This window comes from Mycobacterium sp. 360MFTsu5.1 (genome assembly GCF_000383495.1).
Classification (GTDB): Bacteria; Actinomycetota; Actinomycetes; order Mycobacteriales; family Mycobacteriaceae; genus Mycobacterium; species Mycobacterium mucogenicum_B.
The window spans coordinates 318,940-335,877 of sequence record NZ_KB911469.1 but is presented as its reverse complement, the minus strand read 5'-3'; the positions used below and the strand labels follow the sequence as shown (position 1 = coordinate 335,877).

Below are 16,938 nucleotides of genomic sequence, written 5' to 3'. Positions count from 1 at the left end.
GTGGACTTACCGTTGGTGAGATCTGTTCCCGATGAGCGGAAAATGTTGTGGAGCAGCGGTTTTTCTAAAACTTGATGTGTAGTTCGTCTGATACCGGTGTGGCCTGGCAAGCCAAGATCAGGCCGTCGGCGATGTCCTCTGGTTGCAGTACGTCGGAGGTGGCCATGTCGACTTGGCCGCGGAGCACGGTGGCCGCGCATGACCCGCACTGGCCTTCCCGACACGAGTACGGCACGTCAAGCTCTGCCGCGAGCATCGTCTCGACCAGTGTGGCGCGCCGCGGCCATCGCAACTGGTGGCTCTCGCCGTCGAGGTCAACCCGCACCGTAGCAGCGTCGTGTCCATCTGAATCATCTGCGGGGGAAGCAATCTCATCGGTGAACGGGTCGCCCGCCAAGGATTGGAACACCTCGAGATGGATGCGCTCGCGTGGTACTCCGGCTTCGGTCAGGGCCTCCTTGATGACGGACATGAACGAGGCGGGACCGCAGATGAACGATTCGAAGGTGGTGGACCCAGAAAAGGCGGTGTGCGCAAAACCGGCCATCTGAGCGCGGGTCGGCAATCCCTGTACCGACTCCAGCCAGTGCAATACCGTCAGCCGTCCGGCGTAACGCGCGGCCAGTTCGCGTAGCTCGGCAGCGAAGATCACCGAGCGCTCGTCCCGGTTGGCGTAGCACAGCACCGCTCTTCCAGAGCCGGATGCCATCGCTGATTTCAGAATCGACATGACAGGGGTGACACCGCTTCCCGCGGCCCACAAGAGGAAGTCGGTATCGAGCGAGGACGGGCTGAATACGCCGGCCGGCGGCAGCACTTCGATGGTGTCACCGACAGAAAGGTTGTCGCACAACCAGTTCGATGCGTATCCGTCCGCAGTCCGTTTGATCGTGACCTTCGGCGCGGGATCGGTATGTGGTGAGCTCGCGAGTGAGTAGCACCGGGCGACCGAGCCGGTCTGATCGCTCGGGACGCGCAGGGTCAGGAACTGTCCTGGGCGGTAGGTGAAGCGGTCGCGCAGCTGTTCGGGGACACTGAACACCAACGACCGAGCGTCGGGACTCTCCTCGATGACATCGGCCACCGCGAGCAATGCACCGCGGCCTGCGCCAACGATTTCGGTGTCGGCTTCGACATCGTTCATGTGCTGAAAGTCTGGGACGCCCAAGGCGCGGACCCAACCGGTCTCTCCGATGAGCGGGATCCCTGCATTGGTTTCCGATCACCGGGAATCGACGCAGATTCAGCATCCCCCGGCGCCCTACCGTTGATGTGGTGATCAGAGGCCGACGGCGCCCCGACCTGGACGACCCGACCGATGCGGGATTGACCGGGAGAACAGCGTGAGTGCACTGCGGTTGGCCGGCAAGGTCGCCTTGATCACCGGCGCAGCCCGCGGGATCGGCCGCGCTCAAGCAGTCCGGTTCGCCCAGGAAGGCGCCGACATCGTCGGGTTCGACCTGTGCGGGCCGGTCGAGACCGTTTCGGTCCCCTTCAGTGCCCCGGCAGATCTCGAGGAGAACGGCCGCCTGGTCAGGCACTGTTCCTGGCCTCGGACGAAGCGCGATACATCACAGCGATCACGTTCCCCGTTGACGCGGGTGCCACGCAAAAATAACGCCGAGAAAGGAATTCACGATGATCGACGTTGAGAAGTATGGGCCATGGGCAGTCATTGCCGGCGGGTCAGAGGGCGTGGGAGCCGAATTTGCCGTGCAGCTCGCACGGGCGGGCTTGAATTTGGTGCTGATCGCGCGCAAACCGGGGCCGCTTGAGGAGACCGCGGCACGCTGCCGCGAAATCGGCGTCGAGGTTCGCGTGGCGTCCGCTGACCTCCTCGATCCACAGTCGGTCGCCCGCATCTGCGAAGACACCGCCGACCTCGAAGTGGGGTTGTTGATCTACAACGCAGGCGCGAGCACGTGCAACGAACTGTTCCTGGAAACGGACCTCCGTGAGTTTCAAAAGGTCACCGACCTCAATGTGACTCGGATGCTCGAATTGGTGCAGCACTACGGACGCCCGATGGCGGCTCGTGGTCGCGGAGGCATCATGCTCGTCGGATCGCTTTCGGGCTATATGGGTGCGTGGCGGCACACCATTTACGCCGGCGCCAAGGCCTTTTCGCGGATGTTCGCCGAGAGCCTTTGGCTGGAACTGCGCGACCGCAATGTTGATGTACTGGAATTGGTGCTCGGCGTCACGCGGACGCCCGCGATGGAGCGAATTGGACTGAATTTCGATGCGCCCGGCATCCTCGTCAATGAGCCCGCCGACGTCGCCGCCGAAGGTCTCGCGCACCTGGCGGATGGGCCGGTCTGGGTGGCGGGTGGTAATGAGGCACGTGCAGAAGCCAACAGTGCCCCGGACAGATCGCGGGTGGTGCTGGAATCGCATGAGGCCATCAGGGCCCTGATTGCCGGGGTACATTGACGTGCAGCTGGGGTTGTCCACGCCGGTAGTGGTGCAGCAGCCCGGAATCGCCAGCGACTGGGAATCCACCGCCGGCATTGAGGAACTGGTTCAGATTGCCTCCGCCGCTGACGAATTGGGTTTCGAATACCTGACGTGCTCGGAACACATTGCCGTTCCGTCCGCGGATATCGCCAAACGTGGTGCGGTGTATTGGGATCCACTGGCCACCTTGGGTTACCTTGCCGCGCACACCAGCCGAATCAGGATGGCCACCGCGGTGCTGGTCCTCGGGTACCACCATCCGTTGGAGATCGTCAAACGTTACGGCACCCTGGATCGCGTGAGCGGGGGCCGACTAATACTCGGGGTCGGAATCGGTTCGCTGGCAGAGGAATTCGCGCTACTTGGCGCGCCATGGCCGCAGCGAGCCGCACGTGCAGACGATGCGATCTGTGCTCTTCGGGCGTCGCTGTCCACTGCAACACCGCAATACCATGGGCGGTTTTATGACTTCCACGGCATGACAGTGCTGCCGCATGCGGCGCAGCGGCGTGTCCCACTGTGGGTCGGCGGGCGCGGTGCGGCATCGCTGCGACGGGCAGTGGGCCATGCCGACGGATGGATGCCGTTCGGGCTTCATCCGGATGACGTATCTGACATGTTGGCCGGCGTCGAACGTCCACTCGGGTTTGAGGTGGTGCTGTCCACTGTGGTTGATCCGGAGGGTGATTCGGCCGGTACGCGCAGCCAATTGGAAGTCTTGCGCGATGCCGGGGCCACAGCTGTCAGCTGCGTGATCCGCGCAAACAGTGCGTCGCACTATTGCGATCAGTTGGTCCGTTTGCATGAATTGAAGAAGGAAGTATGACTGAAGCTGAGGTCTTGTCACGTCTGCGGCGCCTCGAAGATCAGCAAGCGATCGCGAAACTCATTGCCTCGTATGGACCCTCGGTCGATGCCGGCAATGCCGACCGGGCGGCGGATCTCTGGGCCGTCGACGGCACCTATGACGTGGAGGGCTGGCAGATGACGGGTCGTCACGGTATCCACGAAATGGTCAGTTCGACTTCGCACCAGGCCCTCGTAGCTCAGGGCTGCTGTCACTTCTTGGGTCCCGCCGTGGTGACAGTGGAGGGCGATACCGCGGTGGCGGTGTGCGAATCACTGGTGCTGCTTCGCCAGGCCGGCTCTGACTCCTCTGGCAGCGACGGGCAGTACAGGGTGTGGCGAGCCACCGCAAATCATTTCGTGCTCAATCGCATTGCGGATCAATGGCAGATCACTACTCGCACCAGCAGGATTCTCGACGGTGACCCATATGCCCACGTCCTGCTCGAAGCTGGTCTGGATGGTACGGGGGCGCCGCCAGGCTAGCCATGGATTCGCCGGCCGTCAGATGCGCCTTCACTGAGTCTTAGTATCGACTTCAGTATCTTCAGCCGACGGCCGGCCTCATCCGGCTTGCCAAAAATCGTCATCCAGCGGCCAGCCGGTCCGCCAATTCTGGGCTGACGGCTACTGGTGCATCGGCACACGCGACGAGCACTGTGTCAATCGCGGCCTCATAATCGCCGATTCCCAGGGTGAGAAACAGTGCATTCATCCCAGCAGCATCGAGCTGTGTGTCCGGCCGAGCGCGGGCGGCATCGACGAAATCCCAGGCGAGATCATGAATGTGTCTGTAGTGCACGAGATTGCCCGGCTTGGTCCCGGTCACTGGTCGCCGGGCACCCAGCGAGTGGCGTCGTCGACCGCAACACAGCTCAAGAACACACCGTCGGGGGTCTGGGCCACGTCATTCACGAACTGCGGACAGGGTGAGCCCTCGACCTTGATGCCCCTCATCGGTGGCGAACGAAAATAGCGCGCGTCGTACCGGCGTGGAGAGCCGCAGAACACGAGCCGTCCCCATGAGGTGGTGCCGAAGACGAAGTGCGAGGTGTCGGCGCACGGGGCCCCCAGAACGACACCGGCGGCGATGCCGGGCGTGCAGTAGGCGTCCTCGCACGGGGTGGGGGCGTCAGCGGTCGCCACGGGCGGCGGGCCAAGGGTGAGTGCGCCGGCGGCGATGGCCAGCAGCAGTTGCTTGCGCATGGGGCTCCCGAGGTCGTTGATGTGTTCTTCGGATTCAGGTCTACCGAGTTCAGGGAACCCGGCGATACGTGGCCGACCGGTGAGCGGAACCGGCCGCGGCGGCGATGTCACCGGGCCGTTGCGGATCGATATGTGACAGCGGCCACAGCATATGGTAAAAAAATCACTATTCCTATTGTGACTATCCGTGTGATGAGCCTGGAGGGTTTCGATGACGCTGACCGTCGATATGGCTGCCGAGACGCCTAGCAACGTGATCGATCGGGTTTCCCTGGTTTTGGAAGCGTTCGACGGGTCGGGAAGTCTCACTTTGGCGCAGATCGTTCGTCGCACCGGGCTGCCCCGCTCGTCCGCGCATCGCATGCTCGAGCGCCTGGTGAACTTGCGCTGGCTGAGCCGTGACGGGTTTGATTACGAGCTCGGCGTGCGCCTCGTGGAGTTGGGAAACCTTGCGCTGCAACAGGACCGAATCCACACGGCTGCCATTCCGCTCCTGCGTGATCTGCACCGGGCCACCGGGTTGGTCGTGCATCTCGCCATATTGGACGGCTCTGACGTCGTATACCTGGAGAAGATCGGCGACGAGGTGCGAGCTGCAATTCCGACACGGATCGGCGGCCGCCAACCCGCCCAATGTACTGCCGTCGGCAAGGCGATCCTGGCCTATCGCGACTCTGCTGACGTTGACCTCGCGAAACGACGAACCCGGTACTCGGTCGCCACAAGTGCTCAGCTCGCCGCCGAACTGGACAGGGTCCGCGCCCACGGTGTGGCCACTGAGAGGGAAGAGTCTCTTCGCGGGTTCGGTTGCGTCGCAGCACCGATCGGACCCGTGGGCGAAGCCGTGGCCGCGGTATCCGTGTGTGGTCCGATGTCGCAGATGACGTTCGACGGGCGGTTGGTGACGCCGGTGCGGATGACCGCGACGGCGGTGTGGCGCAACGCCGAAAGCGTTCGCGAGCATGCGACGCCCACGCTCGTGCGCCCCCTGCGGGCCGGTATTACCGCGCACAACGCGGAGCTGCGCGCGTCGGCGATGCGTCCCGCATGACCCTCGATCCACAAGTGGCGAACCTGATCGAGGCTCTCGATACGGGATTTCCCAAGGTGTCCATGATGACCGGGGCCGAAGCCAGGGACGCGATTCGCGCGCGGTTCGTGCCGAACCCGCAGCCCGAATCGGTCGCCGCCGTCTGGGACGACCGGGTGTCGGTCGACGGTGGTCATGTGGACGTCCGGATCTACCGGCCGGAAGCGTCCGGACCGCTGCCGGTTCTGGTGTACGCGCACGGTGGCGGCTTCGTCTTCTGCGATCTGGACAGCCACGACGGACTGTGCCGGAATCTGGCGAATCTCATTCCGGCGGTGATTGTTTCGGTCGCATACCGACTGGCTCCAGAGCACCGGTGGCCCACGGCTGCCGATGATGTGTATGCGGTGACCTGCTGGGTGTCCGAACACGCGGGTGACATCGGTGCCGATGCTCAACGAGTTGCGATCGGGGGCGACAGCGCGGGCGGAAATCTCGCTGCCGTGGTCGCACTGATGGCGCGTGACGGCGGCGAGCTGTCCATCGCCGCGCAGCTGCTGCTGTACCCGGTGATCGCCGCAGAATTCGACACCGACTCCTACCGTCGGTTCGGAGCGGGCTACTACAACCCGCGTGAAGCGCTGCAATGGTATTGGGATCAATACGTTCCCGAGCAAAGTGATCGCAGCCATCCGTACGCGTCCCCGCTGTGCGGTCGTCTCGAAGGATTGCCTCCGGCCGTCATGGTCGTCGCCGGTTGCGATCCGCTCAGAGATGAGGGCCTGGCGTATGCCGATGCACTGCGGGATGCGGGCGGTACCGTTCAGCAGTTGTTCTTCACCGGCGGCATACATGGCTTCATGACGATGCCCATGTTCGACATCGCGCATGCCGCCCGTCGGCAAGCAAGCCGCGCGCTGGGCGAGTTGCTTCGTCGGTAGCGACGTTTGGACACAGAACCGGGCGCGCTGCCGATGAGTGCGCCCGGTTCTGTGCACATTCTGAACGGCTATCCCGCATGCCGATGACGGCTAGATCGGATCAAATGACGAAATCTGCCATGCCCCATCAATCTTCGTGAGCCCGACGTTCACGCTACTGGCCGACTGCGTCGGTTCGGGATTTTCACGACTGGTGGTGGTTTGGTTCAGGAAGATCAGGACGTGTGCGCTGTCTGCGTGGGCGTCGATCGTGGCGGCACGGACTACCGATGCGACGGCATGAATGTCTTTCTGTTTGGCAGCAGGCGCAACGAACTGGTCGGCGAACTGGCTGTAGTACGTCAGGAAGCCGCCGGTGAGGTGCGAGCGCGCGGCTGCCAGGTCATGATCCAAACTTGCAGGCGCATAGGACAGTAACGCCACGGCGCCTTCGGATGCGGCTTTGGCAACCTGGGTTGTGGCCTCGGCACTGGCGCGGTCACTGCGGTAAGTCGTGAAGTACATCGCTCCTGCGGTGCCCGCGCACGCCAGTACGAGGCTCGTGACGGCGATGGGCCGCCACCGGCCTGCAAGCCGCCGGGTCAGTGGCTTCGAACGGCCCGGGTTTGACGTGGTTTGGTCCTCCGATACGTCGACGTGTTGCTCGTCAGCGACAGAGGACGCTTCGTTGGGCTGATCACTGTCGACGTCCTCGGGAGTGGTGTCGTCGGCGGTGTGTGCTGCCGTGTCTGTGGTCATGGCACGAACTCGACTTTCGACATCTTGAGCTGCGCTCCGTCTCTGATCATGGTGACACTGAGGCGCCAGTTGCGTGGTTGTTGATTGGTCCCCGCCGTGTTGCTCACCGTTGTCGCGGCGGTTACGAGCACCACAGCAGAATCCGGCGTCATCGATTCCACGGCCGCGCTGCGCACCGTGGCCTTTGTCGCCGCCTTGGACTCGCGGGCAACCTGGACGAAATCCTTTGCATCGGCCTGGAAATCGTCACGAAACTGCCCGGTGGAATTGGCGAGGATCTGCTGGACGTTGTCCTCGGCCTTGGTGCCGTCGATCGACATCAGCGTGATGACCGCCTGCGACGCGGCGGAAGTGAATTCTGTCTTCCGCTGCACCTCGCTATCGAAGTGGCGGTGGTAGTGGAGCATGTAGCCGGTTGCCGCAAGTGATGCGGCACTTGCCAGGACGGCGACGGTAGCCAATGTCGTTGACAGCTTTGGGCGGTGTAGCCGCCGTCGCTTCGCCGAAGACTCCTGGGTGATGCCTGGCTCGGCCTCTGCGAGATCTGTTGCGGAATTGGTGGGTTCGCCGACGTGTGGCGAACCACCGACCTCGACGGCCCGCGCGCGGAGCCCATCGACTCGGGCACGCGCCGCTGCGGCCAGCTCTTCAGCGGCGAGTGCTTCGGCCTCCGCTTGGTTGATCAGCCCCGGGTTGAAAGGCTCCGCCCGGTCGTCTTCCTCAGCGGTATCTGGGGCGTTCACCTGCGTCGCGGTATCAGCGCGGCTGAGTAACCGCATGATCCACCTCCGGTTCGCTGCTAGTCGTGGGTACTGGTGCCCGTTGGTGCCATTCCCGTGCTGGCCATGATGTTTTCGACGCTAATCCGGTCGAGATCCGAATGGTGAAGGATTCCCGCCCAGCGGTTGACGGGCCGCCTGGTGCTCGATGAGTCACCAATTTCGTAGTGAGCACAGAGCACCGCTGGTGCCGTTGGATCGGTTGACGACCTTTCCGTCGACTGTGAGTGTGCAGCGCAGCGTCTGGCCCTGTTGTGATGGCTGACCGGCTGTGGTGACCGTGACCATCGCCCACCGGTCGGGGTCGTCCAGGGTGGCTTCGTGAACCCAGGGTTTTCCGGGTTCGAGGTGTACGTCGTCTCTCGGGCTGAATTCATAAGGGTTGTGGCTGTATTCGGCCCAGGTGGGCGGTTGGACATCGCGATAGTAGATGCCCGCGTTGGTAGCCAGATCGGCGGTGACGGTGTACGTCACGCGGTGCGACGTCGAGTCGCTGTCTGCGCGCGCGAGCTGCGCTGTTGCTGTGCCGAACCCGATCATCAGTACCGCGGCTGCTGTCCGAGTCCACCTCGCCAGCGTGATTGAACGTGTTGTTGCGCCTCGAACGGTGGCGCGCCGCCTGATGGCGGCGAGCGGGTGCAGGCGGTTCGGTTCGGACGGCACTTCCCAACCCTGGCACACCCCTCGACTGACCAGGGGGCGATGACCGCCTGGCGGGATTTTGCCTGTCGCCGCATGCGGAAAGTTGGACAGTAGTAGCTGTACCGATTGTGCGGCAGCATCTTTCGATGAACCGAAGTGGTCGGACTCGCGCCGTCTGGGGTCTACCAGCGGGCGTCAAACGGGTTCGGTGCAAAAGGAGCAGGTCTTGCAGATATCAACGACATCGATCGCTGCGACGGCGGTGATCGTCGGGCTGTTGACGGGGTGGGATGGTGGCATCGCCGATGCCTCGAACGACTGGGGTCTCAATGGCACCTATGTCGCAACGTCCAATGGTGAGTGGGCCAAGACCAACGACATCTATCACGACGAGGCGAGTATTCGCAGCAAATGGACGATCAAGACCGAGTGCAGTTATCCGACCGAATGCGCAGGCACCGTCGCCACCGACTGGGGATGGAATGCGCCGATCTACATGAAAAGCGGCGTCTGGTACGTCAAGAAAACGGTCGACAACTGGCAGCCATGCGCAGATGGCACTTCAGGGCCGGGACTACAGGTTTTCAGGTTCTACCCGGCTACCTCTGATGGGGCCGGCGCGGATCTGACATCGTCGACACTGATGGGCGAGGACTCCACCACCGGAGTCAGCGGCTCGTGCGGAAGTAGCAGGGTTCTCTTCATCACGATGCCCTTCAAGCTGGTCAAGGCCGCCTGACCCAGGTACTTACTGTATGGGGCCGGCACGTCCTGATCGTGCCGGCCCCAACGTCGTTCATGTCAGGCCGTGAACAGGTCCCGCCAGGTCCGTTCTCCGCTCTGCGGAGCCAGATCCTTCTGGCGGTAGACCTTTCCATCCGGGGTGGCGTAGCGGCCGGTGGCGGGGTCATACGTTGCGACGGCGACCGACGGCCCCGTCGGAGTCTCGGGGATGAAAGCGCTCGGAGCCACCGGCGTTGGTCCGGCACCATCCGAGGGCGGCGGCGGAGTGTCCGGTGCGCCCTCGCCGGCCGGCGGTTGACCCGTCGCCGGCCTCGGCGTTCCGTCGAGTGGTCCGTAGATCGTGCTGTCGTGATCGACCCGAGAATCCGGCGGAATCCCCTGAGCGAGCAGGTTCGGGTCGATCGGATACGGACCGAGAGCGTGCTGGCGCATAGCCAGGGGCTCGTAAGGCTTGTCGCTGTCGCAGATTTCGACGGTGGGAGCACGCTTTCCCGGATTTCGCATACATGGATAGTTTCGTGCGCCACGGACACCGATGGGCGAGTCCTGCGGCAGCTTGCAGTACAGCCCGTCGGGGGTGTCGACGTCACTGGTGTCTTCCGGTGAGCGCCAGGACGACGGCGGGAGGAAACCGACGGTGCAGGCCGGCGGATCGCTGATGTTCAGGGTGAAATCGCCCAATGCCATGCCCGTCGGATTGTTCTTGGGTGCACCGTAGGACTGGGTGGACGACACCACAGGTGGCAGGAGCACCAACAACTGTTCGAGCGACGGGTGATAGGTCACGGCCACCTGGCCGAGGCTTGTCAGGTTGGCCAAGAGCATCGGCAGAGTGGGCATTACTTGGTTGAACAGGCGGGAGCCCTCGTCCGCTGCGCCCGGGCCCTCTTTGAGGAGCATCCTGACCTGGGGGTCGTTCTGGACCAGTTGCCGGCTGAGTCCCGCGACGCTGTGGGCCCAGGTCCGGATGGCATCGACGGATTGGGCTTGGCCGTCGAGCAAGGGCCTGCCGTCATCGATGAGTGCTCGAGACTGTTCGCTGACGCTGTTGGCGTCGGCGATCAACTTCGACGAGGAATCCAACAGGGACCCGGCGTCGTAACCAGAGCCGTTGAACGCCTTGAATGTCTCGTCGAGCAGTGGACCGATCTTGTCCTTCGGGATGCTGTTGATGAGCGCGCTGGCTTGATCGAGCATCGGTCCGACGGCTTGGGGGATGGACGTGTTCGCCGCTGGAATGACCGACCCGTCGTGCAGGTAGGGGCCTGCTTCATCACGGGGTTGCAGGTCGACATATTGCTCACCGACGGCGGACACACTCAGGACTGCTGCGTGCAGGTCCGCGGGGATCTTCGACGCATCGTCGAGCGACAGGGTGGCGACGGCACCGTCACGGGTGGGCCGGACATCGGTGACCTTGCCGATCTGCACACCGCGGTAGGTGACGTTGGAGAACCGGTACAGCCCTCCGGTGGCCGGCAGCTGCAGACTGACCGTCATGCGCCCGAGTCCCAACAGGGTGGGTGCCTGCAGGTAGACGACCAGCATCACCGCCATACCGATGATCGAGGCGGCCGCGAAGAGGCCGAGCTGAATGCGTACCAAGCGGGTGAGCATCAGTTGCTGCCGCCGTTCGGATTGGTCGGGGCGGCGGGTGCCGGAGTCGGCAGGGTGGCAACAGCTTTCGGCGGAGCGGTCAGCAATGTGCCCAGCGGGTCCTTTGTGTAGTTGGCGTACCAGGGGTCGCCCGGCGCGGGTACCAAGGGGGCTCCTTCCTGTCCCCAGCGGGTGCCCAGAAGCAGTCCTCGCTTGAGCCGGGGAATCGTGAAATCGAAGGTGATGAATTCGTTCAGGTAGTCGCCACGAATACCGCGGTCGATGAAGTTCTGCGGGTAGGGATACGTCGGCGCGAACGCCAGGACGGTACCGAGATTCGGTCCGACGTCAGCCAGGGCACGCAGGGTCGGGTCGAGGTTGCGCAGGTTGGTGACCAAGTCGTCTTGGGTGGCTCTGATCAGCGTGGTGGCAGTGGTGCTGAACACGCCGAACTTCTCCAGGGCTGTTGTGATGCGGGGCTGTTCTCTGATCAGGACATCGAGTGCGGGCGGGATTCGTTGCAGGGCTTGTTCGATCACGTCGCTCTGGCCGGACAGGGTGTCGGCCAGGCGGGTGAGCGCCGTAATCGAGGCATTGATGTCGTCTCGCTGATCGGCGAAGATGCCGACCACATTGTTGAGGCGGGTGAGCAGGTCGCGGATCTGGTCTTGCCGGCCGTTCAGCGCGGCGTTGAACTCGGTGACCAGTTCACCGATCCGGCCCAGCCCGCCTCCGTTGACGAGAACCGATAGCGACGACAACGTCTGCTCCGTCGACGGGTATGTCGAAGTCCGGTCCAACTCCAGGGTGGACCCGGGGGACAGTCGGCCGGCGGACGGCCGGCCCGGCGGTGGGTCCAGGGCCAGGTGCATGGACCCGAGCAGACTGGTTTGCCCAACTGTGGCAACCGCATTCGCCGGGACCACGGTGCCCGGTTTGACCGACACCTCGACGTCGGCACGCATGTTGCGCACCGCCATCTTGGACACGCTGCCGACAATCACGTCGCCGACCATGACTGGTGAATTAGCTTCCAAGGTACCGACATTGGCGAGCTCGACGTGATAGATCGTGGCGTCGGACCCACGTCCCACCGTGCCCGGCAGCGGCAGAGAGTTCAGCCCGTGGAACGCGCAACCGGTGACCGATAGCAGGGAACACGCCGATAGCGCCGTGAGGCGGGTCAAGGCCCGATGCATGATCATGGTGTCCCTCCCGGTGTCGTGGCCGTGGAAGCCGGTGCGGCTTCTGCGGGAAGGAGCAGATCCCGAACAGTGGTCGCCTGTGGTGCGGACGCGGCGGGTGGTTGTGGGATCGGCGCGCCGGGGAACAACGCGGGCGCGGGGTCAGCCGGTAATCCGTTGGGCGCGTAAGCCCCTGGGGGGCCCGGCGGCGCGCCCCACCCGGCGGGAGGGGTGACGTCGTTGGTACCGGTGTAGGCCGACACCGCCGGGGGCTCGGTTGGGGACTCGGTGCGGGAACCGCTTCCGCCGGGGGCGAGTTTGGGATCGGTGTAGACCAGATTCTCCGGGCTCGGTGCCTTTCGGAGATAGACATTCGTCGGTAACGGCAGGTAATTGAAGTTGATCAGAGACAGCGCCGGGCCGAGATATTGCGCGCACAACTTCGACGATTCCGCTGCCGTGGCATTCTTCACCGCTGCGATCGCGGAGCACACGACGGATACCGGGTCGGCGAAGTTGGACATCGCGAACGCGCCGACCGCCGTACCGCTATCAGGGTTGTAGATGTTGTAGCCGTTGGCGATGGCGTTGGGTGCCACATGCAGCACATTCTCCAATTTGAGTTTGTTGTCGACGAGGTTCTGCGTGACGTTCGTCAACCGCTGCAGCTGTTCGACTGTCTGATCGCGCGTTCCCGCGACGAAGCGCCGCACCTCGCCAACGGCCGAGGCCAGGTTGGTCAGGGCGGCATCGAGATCGGTTCGTGCGCCGTTGACGACGCTGGTGACGCTCGCGAGATGCTGTTGAAACTCGACGATTTGGGTGTTGCTCTCACGCAGGGCGGAGACGAAAATCTGCAGATTCTTGATGATGTCGACGACGTTGCCGCTGCCATGCGCCAAGATTCGCCCGATTCCCGAGAGCTGGCTGATCGCTTGGTGCAGCTTGTCGCCGTTGCTGTCCATCGCGGTCGCGGCGCTGTCGATGAAACGACTCAGCGACGTCGCAGAGGAGCCGCTGACCGGCCCTAGGTCCGTGGCCAACCGCATGAGCTGGTCTTTGACTTGATCCCATTCCACAGGCACCGCTGTCCGGTCGATGCCGATCTGCGCACCATCGGACATTGTCGGGCCGGCATCGTCGTACGCGGGCGCCAACTGCACGTATCGTGCGGCCACCAAGTTCTGCGCCATGATGATCGCTTTGGCGTCTGCTCGGATCGGTACTCCGTGATCGATCGCAAGGGTCAGCCGTGCTTGGCTGCCGGCAGGTTCGATGCTGGTGATCGTTCCCACTTTGACGCCGGCGACGCGGACTTCGTCGCCGGGATAAATCGCTGTGGCGGAAGTGAAGTACGCAGTGATGGCGGTCGGGCGGAAGACGGTCTGCCGCACCAACAGCACGCCTCCGGCGAGTGCGAGGACCACCAGCAGGGCCGCCGCGATGCGGGTCAAGGGTTTGTGATGGCGGGTGATCATCAGTGGCCTCCCGGAATACCGTTGTGGGGCCAAGGGAATTCGGCGCGCGGGCCGGCGTTGTCAGCGGGCTGGCCGGCATTGGTGCCGCGACGGAATCCGAAGGCGTAGTCGAGGAACGGTTGGATGGTCTGTGAGGGGATGAGATTGCCGACGAAGGCGTTGTAATACCAGCCGTTGTTCACCGACTCACCCTGTGTGACTTGATATTTGGCCAGGCCGGCGAGGGCCTTGGCGATGTTGTCACGGTTCTTCTCCAGAATCGAGGTGACGGAGTTGACCTTCTGCAGGGTCGGGGCGAGGACCTTTTCGTTGTCGTGTACGAGCCCGGAGAGTTGTCGAGAAAGCGCCGACGTGTTCGCCAGGAGATCGACGATCGCGTGGCGCCGTTGGTCGAGTACTGCGGTCAGGGCGTTGGCATCGAGCAGCAGCGTGTTCACCTGGTTGCTGCGTTGCGCCAGAATCCCGGTTACGTCGGCCGCGTTCTTGAGTAGCGACGTCAGGGACTCATTGCGGCTGTTCAGTGTTCGGGAGAGGCGGGTGAGCCCATCGAATGTCGGTCCCAGCTGTGGGGCCATGCGGTCGATGGTGTCCGAGAGCGTGTCGAGCGAATGGGTGAGTGCGGCGGTGTCGGTGCCGGCGGTGTTGTTGGTGAAGTCGCTGACGGCGTCGGTCAGTGAGTACGGAGACCCGGTGCGGGCGAGGGGAATGGTGTCGGCGGGGCGCAAGTTTCCGTTCCCTGCGGGCTCGAGGGTCATCATCCGGGCGCCAAGGACGGTGCCGGTTCTGATGTGGGCGGTGGTCTGTGTGCCCAGAGCGACGGTGCCGTCGAGGGCGAACGTCACCAAGGCTTTGCCGTGGCTGAGGGTGACTGAGCTGATGGTGCCCTTGGTCACGCCAGAGACCTTGACGTCGTTTCCCGGGGAGAGTCCGCCGGCGTCGGCGAACACCGCGTGGTACCTGATCGACGTGGCCCACGACCAGAGTTTCTGTGGTTGAAGGCCGACGGCGATGATGAGGACTATCAGCACCAAACCGATGAGTCCGGTGCGCATCAGTTGCGATCCGCGGTATTTCAGCATCAGGGTTCCCCGCAGCGGCCGGTGTTCTGCATGATCCAGGGGAAGTACGCGGTACGGCCCTGCAGGTCCGTCACGCGGACGTTCATGCCGCACAGATACTGGTTGATGAAGCTGCCGTACGCACCGAGGCGGACCAGCTTCCGGTAGTTGGCGGGCGCCTTCTGCAGCGCGAGATCCATTCGGGCCTTGTCTTTGTCGTTGTCCAGCAGTGTGGCGATCCGATTGAGCTGGTTCACCGTTCCTGCGAGAGGTGGGCGGGCCTGCGTCATCAGTTCCGACAGGGAACCAGTTCCGTTGTCCAGGGCTGTGATTGCCTCCCCGATCGGATCACGTTGCTGGGACAGGCCGGTGATCAGCTGTTGCAGGCGCGTGACGGCGCCGGAGAACTTGTCGCCGTCCTTGGCGACTGTCGCTACGACGGTGTTCAGGTTGTCGATCAACTGCTGAACGGTCTGTCCGTTGTCGGCCAGGGCTGTCGTGAACGAAGTCGTTTGAGTCATCAGCGATTCCACTGTTCCGCCCTGACCCTGCAGAATCTGGATCAGGGAGTTGGTCAGCGCGTTGACGTTCTGGGCATTGAGCCCTTGGATGACGGGCTTGAGGCCGCCCAGTAGCAGGTCGAGGTCCAACGCGGGTTCCGTGCGCTCGGCCGGAATCTGCGTGCCGGCCTGTTGGATTTTTGTCGACCCCGGGCCGTCTGCCAGCTCGAGGTATCGGTTGCCGACCAGATCGAGGTATCGCACAACGACTTTGGTTCCGGTCGTCAGGACGACGTCGCGGTCGGCGTCGAAACCTACAACCACCGTGTTGTCAGGGCGTAGTGCGATGTTATTGACCGTTCCGACCCGGATACCTGCGACGCGTACGGAATCACCGACTTTGAGGCTGGATGCGTCGGTGAAAATGGCCGAGTAGGTGTTTGTCGAGCCGGTTCGGTACTGACCGAGGATCGCGAAAAGGGCTGCGGTCACCAGCAGCATCGTGACGCCGAAGGCACCGAATTTCACGGCGGTCCGGTTGTGACGCGTCATCCTGGTTGCCCTGTCTGGGCGGTGTTACGCGGCGGCCCGTCGAGCGGGCCGAACAGGGCTTGCTTGAGTGCGTCGGAGTTCAACAGGATCCCTTGATTTCCGTACTGTGCCGGGTTGGCGTTGATGTCGGTGACCACGAACGGCGGCCGCTGCCCGAATCCCACGTTGGGCAGGCCCATGCACTGGGGGCCGCCTGACGCGGCGACCTTCGGCAGATTGCCGGGGTAGCGGTAGCGTTCTGTGCCCAGCAGGAACGAGTCCAGCAGCATGATTCCGGGCAGCGGTTGCGGCGGTCCCATGGCAAGTGGCTCCATGCCCTTGAGGGCGCAGGTGAGCGCTTGGTTGTATTGATTGGTCAGATTGGTGGTGGGCACCAACACGTGCATTGCGTCGACGATCGCGTTGCTGTTGGTGCCGACAACGTCATTGCCGATGTCTGCCAATCCGATGGCGCTCAGCAGTACCGTGTCGAGGTCCTGCTGGCGCTCGACGATGGTGTCGCTGAGCTGGGACGCACTGCGTGCGGCGCTCATCAGATCGGGGCCGGCGTCCGCGTATGCGGTGAGAACCTTTGGAGCCGTGGCGATTTCCTGGCTCATGTTGGGAAGACTGGGATCGATCTTGGTGAGCATGGCGTCGAAATCGACCATTGTCCGCCCCAGCTTGTCGCCGCGACCGCCCAGCGCCTGCGCCATGGCGCCGAGCGTTTCGTTGAGTTTCTCGGGCTGGACCTGGGACAGCACGTCCACCAGATGCTCGAAGACCGTGTTGATTTCGACGGTGACGTGGCCGGCGTCGAGAACCTGCCCCGCGTGCAGCGGCTGAGCAGATGGCTCCGCCGGTGGGAGGAGGTCGACATACTTTGCGCCGAACACCGTGCTCGACACGATCTGCACCCGGGTGTTCGCCGGAATCAGTTGCAGGTAGTCAGGATTCATCGCCAGACGGATGGCAGCGCTTCCGTCTGGCAGATCGTCGATGGCGGCTACCTTGCCCACCTGCGCGCCATGCAGTTTCACCTTGGCGTCGGGGTTCATGATCAGGCCCACCCGTGGGGACAGCACCGTCACGGATGCCGTGGATGTCGCGCCACCTCGGAACAACACAACGGCTCCGACGACGAGCGCGGCGGCCAGGCCCAGCGCAGCAGAGCCGGTGAGCAAACGTACTGAGTCACGTGACATTCG

18 protein-coding genes and 1 pseudogene are annotated in these 16,938 nt (G+C 63.4%); 7 read left to right on the top strand and 12 right to left on the bottom strand.

The window, feature by feature from the left end:
- Positions 1 to 64 precede the first annotated feature (64 nt).
- A complete protein-coding gene (locus H289_RS0120790) occupies positions 65 to 1,144 on the bottom strand; it encodes a ferredoxin--NADP reductase (protein ID WP_020102751.1) in 1,080 nt (359 codons plus the stop codon).
- 199 nt (positions 1,145 to 1,343) lie between these two features.
- Here H289_RS0120790 and H289_RS33910 point away from each other — a divergent pair.
- The 4 genes and pseudogenes from H289_RS33910 to H289_RS0120775 form a co-directional block, all read left to right on the top strand.
- Positions 1,344 to 1,535 (top strand): annotated as a pseudogene (locus tag H289_RS33910) (SDR family NAD(P)-dependent oxidoreductase); the annotation flags it as partial.
- Positions 1,536 to 1,638: 103 nt separating this feature from the next.
- The gene (locus tag H289_RS0120785) at positions 1,639 to 2,433 is read left to right on the top strand and encodes an SDR family NAD(P)-dependent oxidoreductase (RefSeq protein WP_029105513.1); all 795 of its coding nucleotides are present in this window, start codon (positions 1,639 to 1,641) and stop codon (positions 2,431 to 2,433) included.
- 1 nt (position 2,434) lies between these two features.
- Complete coding sequence (locus tag H289_RS0120780; protein WP_029105512.1) at positions 2,435 to 3,283, top strand: LLM class F420-dependent oxidoreductase; 849 nt, start codon at positions 2,435 to 2,437, stop codon at positions 3,281 to 3,283.
- A complete protein-coding gene (locus H289_RS0120775) occupies positions 3,280 to 3,789 on the top strand; it encodes a nuclear transport factor 2 family protein (protein ID WP_020102747.1) in 510 nt (169 codons plus the stop codon). Before H289_RS0120780 ends, H289_RS0120775 begins: the two co-directional genes overlap by 4 nt.
- 100 nt (positions 3,790 to 3,889) lie before the next feature.
- Here the strand turns inward: H289_RS0120775 and H289_RS0120770 are convergent, their stop codons facing one another.
- Together H289_RS0120770 and H289_RS0120765 are read right to left on the bottom strand one after the other, a co-directional pair.
- Positions 3,890 to 4,132: a hypothetical protein gene (locus tag H289_RS0120770; protein WP_020102746.1), complete on the bottom strand. Its 243-nt coding sequence runs from the start codon at positions 4,130 to 4,132 to the stop codon at positions 3,890 to 3,892.
- Positions 4,129 to 4,509, bottom strand: a complete 381-nt coding sequence (locus H289_RS0120765; RefSeq protein WP_020102745.1) for an NADPH-dependent FMN reductase family protein — start codon at positions 4,507 to 4,509, stop codon at positions 4,129 to 4,131. Before H289_RS0120765 ends, H289_RS0120770 begins: the two co-directional genes overlap by 4 nt.
- 211 nt (positions 4,510 to 4,720) lie before the next feature.
- On the opposite strand from H289_RS0120765, the gene H289_RS0120760 reads away from it, so the two are divergent.
- Complete coding sequence (locus H289_RS0120760) at positions 4,721 to 5,560, top strand: IclR family transcriptional regulator (protein WP_020102744.1); 840 nt, start codon at positions 4,721 to 4,723, stop codon at positions 5,558 to 5,560.
- Positions 5,557 to 6,480 (top strand): LipP1 family hormone-sensitive lipase, encoded by a 924-nt coding sequence (gene lipP1, locus H289_RS0120755; protein ID WP_020102743.1) that lies wholly within the window; start codon positions 5,557 to 5,559, stop codon positions 6,478 to 6,480. The genes H289_RS0120760 and lipP1 overlap by 4 nt, the downstream gene beginning before the upstream one ends.
- A 90-nt stretch (positions 6,481 to 6,570) precedes the next feature.
- Here the strand turns inward: lipP1 and H289_RS0120750 are convergent, their stop codons facing one another.
- The 3 genes from H289_RS0120750 to H289_RS0120735 form a co-directional block, all read right to left on the bottom strand.
- Positions 6,571 to 7,218, bottom strand: a complete 648-nt coding sequence (locus H289_RS0120750; protein ID WP_020102742.1) for a hypothetical protein — start codon at positions 7,216 to 7,218, stop codon at positions 6,571 to 6,573.
- On the bottom strand, positions 7,215 to 7,997 hold the full coding sequence (locus H289_RS32545; RefSeq protein WP_231388085.1) for an Rv1363c family protein: 783 nt from the start codon (positions 7,995 to 7,997) through the stop codon (positions 7,215 to 7,217). Before H289_RS32545 ends, H289_RS0120750 begins: the two co-directional genes overlap by 4 nt.
- A gap of 153 nt (positions 7,998 to 8,150) precedes the next feature.
- A complete protein-coding gene (locus H289_RS0120735) occupies positions 8,151 to 8,537 on the bottom strand; it encodes an Rv2576c family protein (RefSeq protein WP_020102739.1) in 387 nt (128 codons plus the stop codon).
- Positions 8,538 to 8,901: 364 nt separating this feature from the next.
- Here H289_RS0120735 and H289_RS0120730 point away from each other — a divergent pair, with 364 nt between their 5' ends.
- Positions 8,902 to 9,378: an Rv2253/PknI dimerization domain-containing protein gene (locus tag H289_RS0120730; protein ID WP_020102738.1), complete on the top strand. Its 477-nt coding sequence runs from the start codon at positions 8,902 to 8,904 to the stop codon at positions 9,376 to 9,378.
- 62 nt (positions 9,379 to 9,440) lie between these two features.
- Here the strand turns inward: H289_RS0120730 and H289_RS0120725 are convergent, their stop codons facing one another.
- Genes H289_RS0120725 through H289_RS0120700 form a run of 6 tightly spaced genes read right to left on the bottom strand, consistent with a single transcriptional unit; the run spans position 9,441 to position 16,935 of the window.
- Complete coding sequence (locus H289_RS0120725; protein ID WP_020102737.1) at positions 9,441 to 11,000, bottom strand: MCE family protein; 1,560 nt, start codon at positions 10,998 to 11,000, stop codon at positions 9,441 to 9,443.
- Positions 11,000 to 12,184 (bottom strand): MCE family protein, encoded by a 1,185-nt coding sequence (locus H289_RS0120720; RefSeq protein ID WP_020102736.1) that lies wholly within the window; start codon positions 12,182 to 12,184, stop codon positions 11,000 to 11,002. Before H289_RS0120720 ends, H289_RS0120725 begins: the two co-directional genes overlap by 1 nt.
- Positions 12,181 to 13,641 carry an MCE family protein gene (locus H289_RS0120715; RefSeq protein WP_020102735.1) on the bottom strand — a complete coding sequence of 487 codons (1,461 nt, stop codon included), beginning with the start codon at positions 13,639 to 13,641 and terminating at the stop codon, positions 12,181 to 12,183. Before H289_RS0120715 ends, H289_RS0120720 begins: the two co-directional genes overlap by 4 nt.
- On the bottom strand, positions 13,641 to 14,720 hold the full coding sequence (locus tag H289_RS0120710; protein WP_020102734.1) for an MCE family protein: 1,080 nt from the start codon (positions 14,718 to 14,720) through the stop codon (positions 13,641 to 13,643). The genes H289_RS0120715 and H289_RS0120710 overlap by 1 nt, the downstream gene beginning before the upstream one ends.
- The gene (locus H289_RS0120705) at positions 14,720 to 15,751 is read right to left on the bottom strand and encodes an MCE family protein (RefSeq protein WP_020102733.1); all 1,032 of its coding nucleotides are present in this window, start codon (positions 15,749 to 15,751) and stop codon (positions 14,720 to 14,722) included. Before H289_RS0120705 ends, H289_RS0120710 begins: the two co-directional genes overlap by 1 nt.
- Positions 15,748 to 16,935: an MCE family protein gene (locus H289_RS0120700; protein WP_029105510.1), complete on the bottom strand. Its 1,188-nt coding sequence runs from the start codon at positions 16,933 to 16,935 to the stop codon at positions 15,748 to 15,750. The genes H289_RS0120705 and H289_RS0120700 overlap by 4 nt, the downstream gene beginning before the upstream one ends.
- Positions 16,936 to 16,938 lie beyond the last annotated feature (3 nt).

Excerpts from the sequence above, each read along its gene's own strand:
- H289_RS0120700 (WP_029105510.1), bottom strand. The coding sequence starts at position 16,935 with ATGTCACGTGACTCAGTACGTTTGCTCACCGGCTCTGCTGCGCTGGGC.
- H289_RS0120775 (WP_020102747.1), top strand. The coding sequence starts at position 3,280 with ATGACTGAAGCTGAGGTCTTGTCACGTCTGCGGCGCCTCGAAGATCAG.
- H289_RS0120720 (WP_020102736.1), bottom strand. The coding sequence starts at position 12,184 with ATGATCATGCATCGGGCCTTGACCCGCCTCACGGCGCTATCGGCGTGT.
- H289_RS0120765 (WP_020102745.1), bottom strand. The coding sequence starts at position 4,509 with ATGCGCAAGCAACTGCTGCTGGCCATCGCCGCCGGCGCACTCACCCTT.
- H289_RS32545 (WP_231388085.1), bottom strand. The coding sequence starts at position 7,997 with ATGCGGTTACTCAGCCGCGCTGATACCGCGACGCAGGTGAACGCCCCA.
- H289_RS0120715 (WP_020102735.1), bottom strand. The coding sequence starts at position 13,641 with ATGATCACCCGCCATCACAAACCCTTGACCCGCATCGCGGCGGCCCTG.
- H289_RS0120710 (WP_020102734.1), bottom strand. The coding sequence starts at position 14,720 with ATGCTGAAATACCGCGGATCGCAACTGATGCGCACCGGACTCATCGGT.
- H289_RS0120785 (WP_029105513.1), top strand. The coding sequence starts at position 1,639 with ATGATCGACGTTGAGAAGTATGGGCCATGGGCAGTCATTGCCGGCGGG.
- H289_RS0120790 (WP_020102751.1), bottom strand. The coding sequence starts at position 1,144 with ATGAACGATGTCGAAGCCGACACCGAAATCGTTGGCGCAGGCCGCGGT.
- H289_RS0120735 (WP_020102739.1), bottom strand. The coding sequence starts at position 8,537 with ATGATCGGGTTCGGCACAGCAACAGCGCAGCTCGCGCGCGCAGACAGC.
- H289_RS0120750 (WP_020102742.1), bottom strand. The coding sequence starts at position 7,218 with ATGACCACAGACACGGCAGCACACACCGCCGACGACACCACTCCCGAG.
- H289_RS0120705 (WP_020102733.1), bottom strand. The coding sequence starts at position 15,751 with ATGACGCGTCACAACCGGACCGCCGTGAAATTCGGTGCCTTCGGCGTC.
- H289_RS0120725 (WP_020102737.1), bottom strand. The coding sequence starts at position 11,000 with ATGCTCACCCGCTTGGTACGCATTCAGCTCGGCCTCTTCGCGGCCGCC.
- H289_RS0120760 (WP_020102744.1), top strand. The coding sequence starts at position 4,721 with ATGACGCTGACCGTCGATATGGCTGCCGAGACGCCTAGCAACGTGATC.
- lipP1 (WP_020102743.1), top strand. The coding sequence starts at position 5,557 with ATGACCCTCGATCCACAAGTGGCGAACCTGATCGAGGCTCTCGATACG.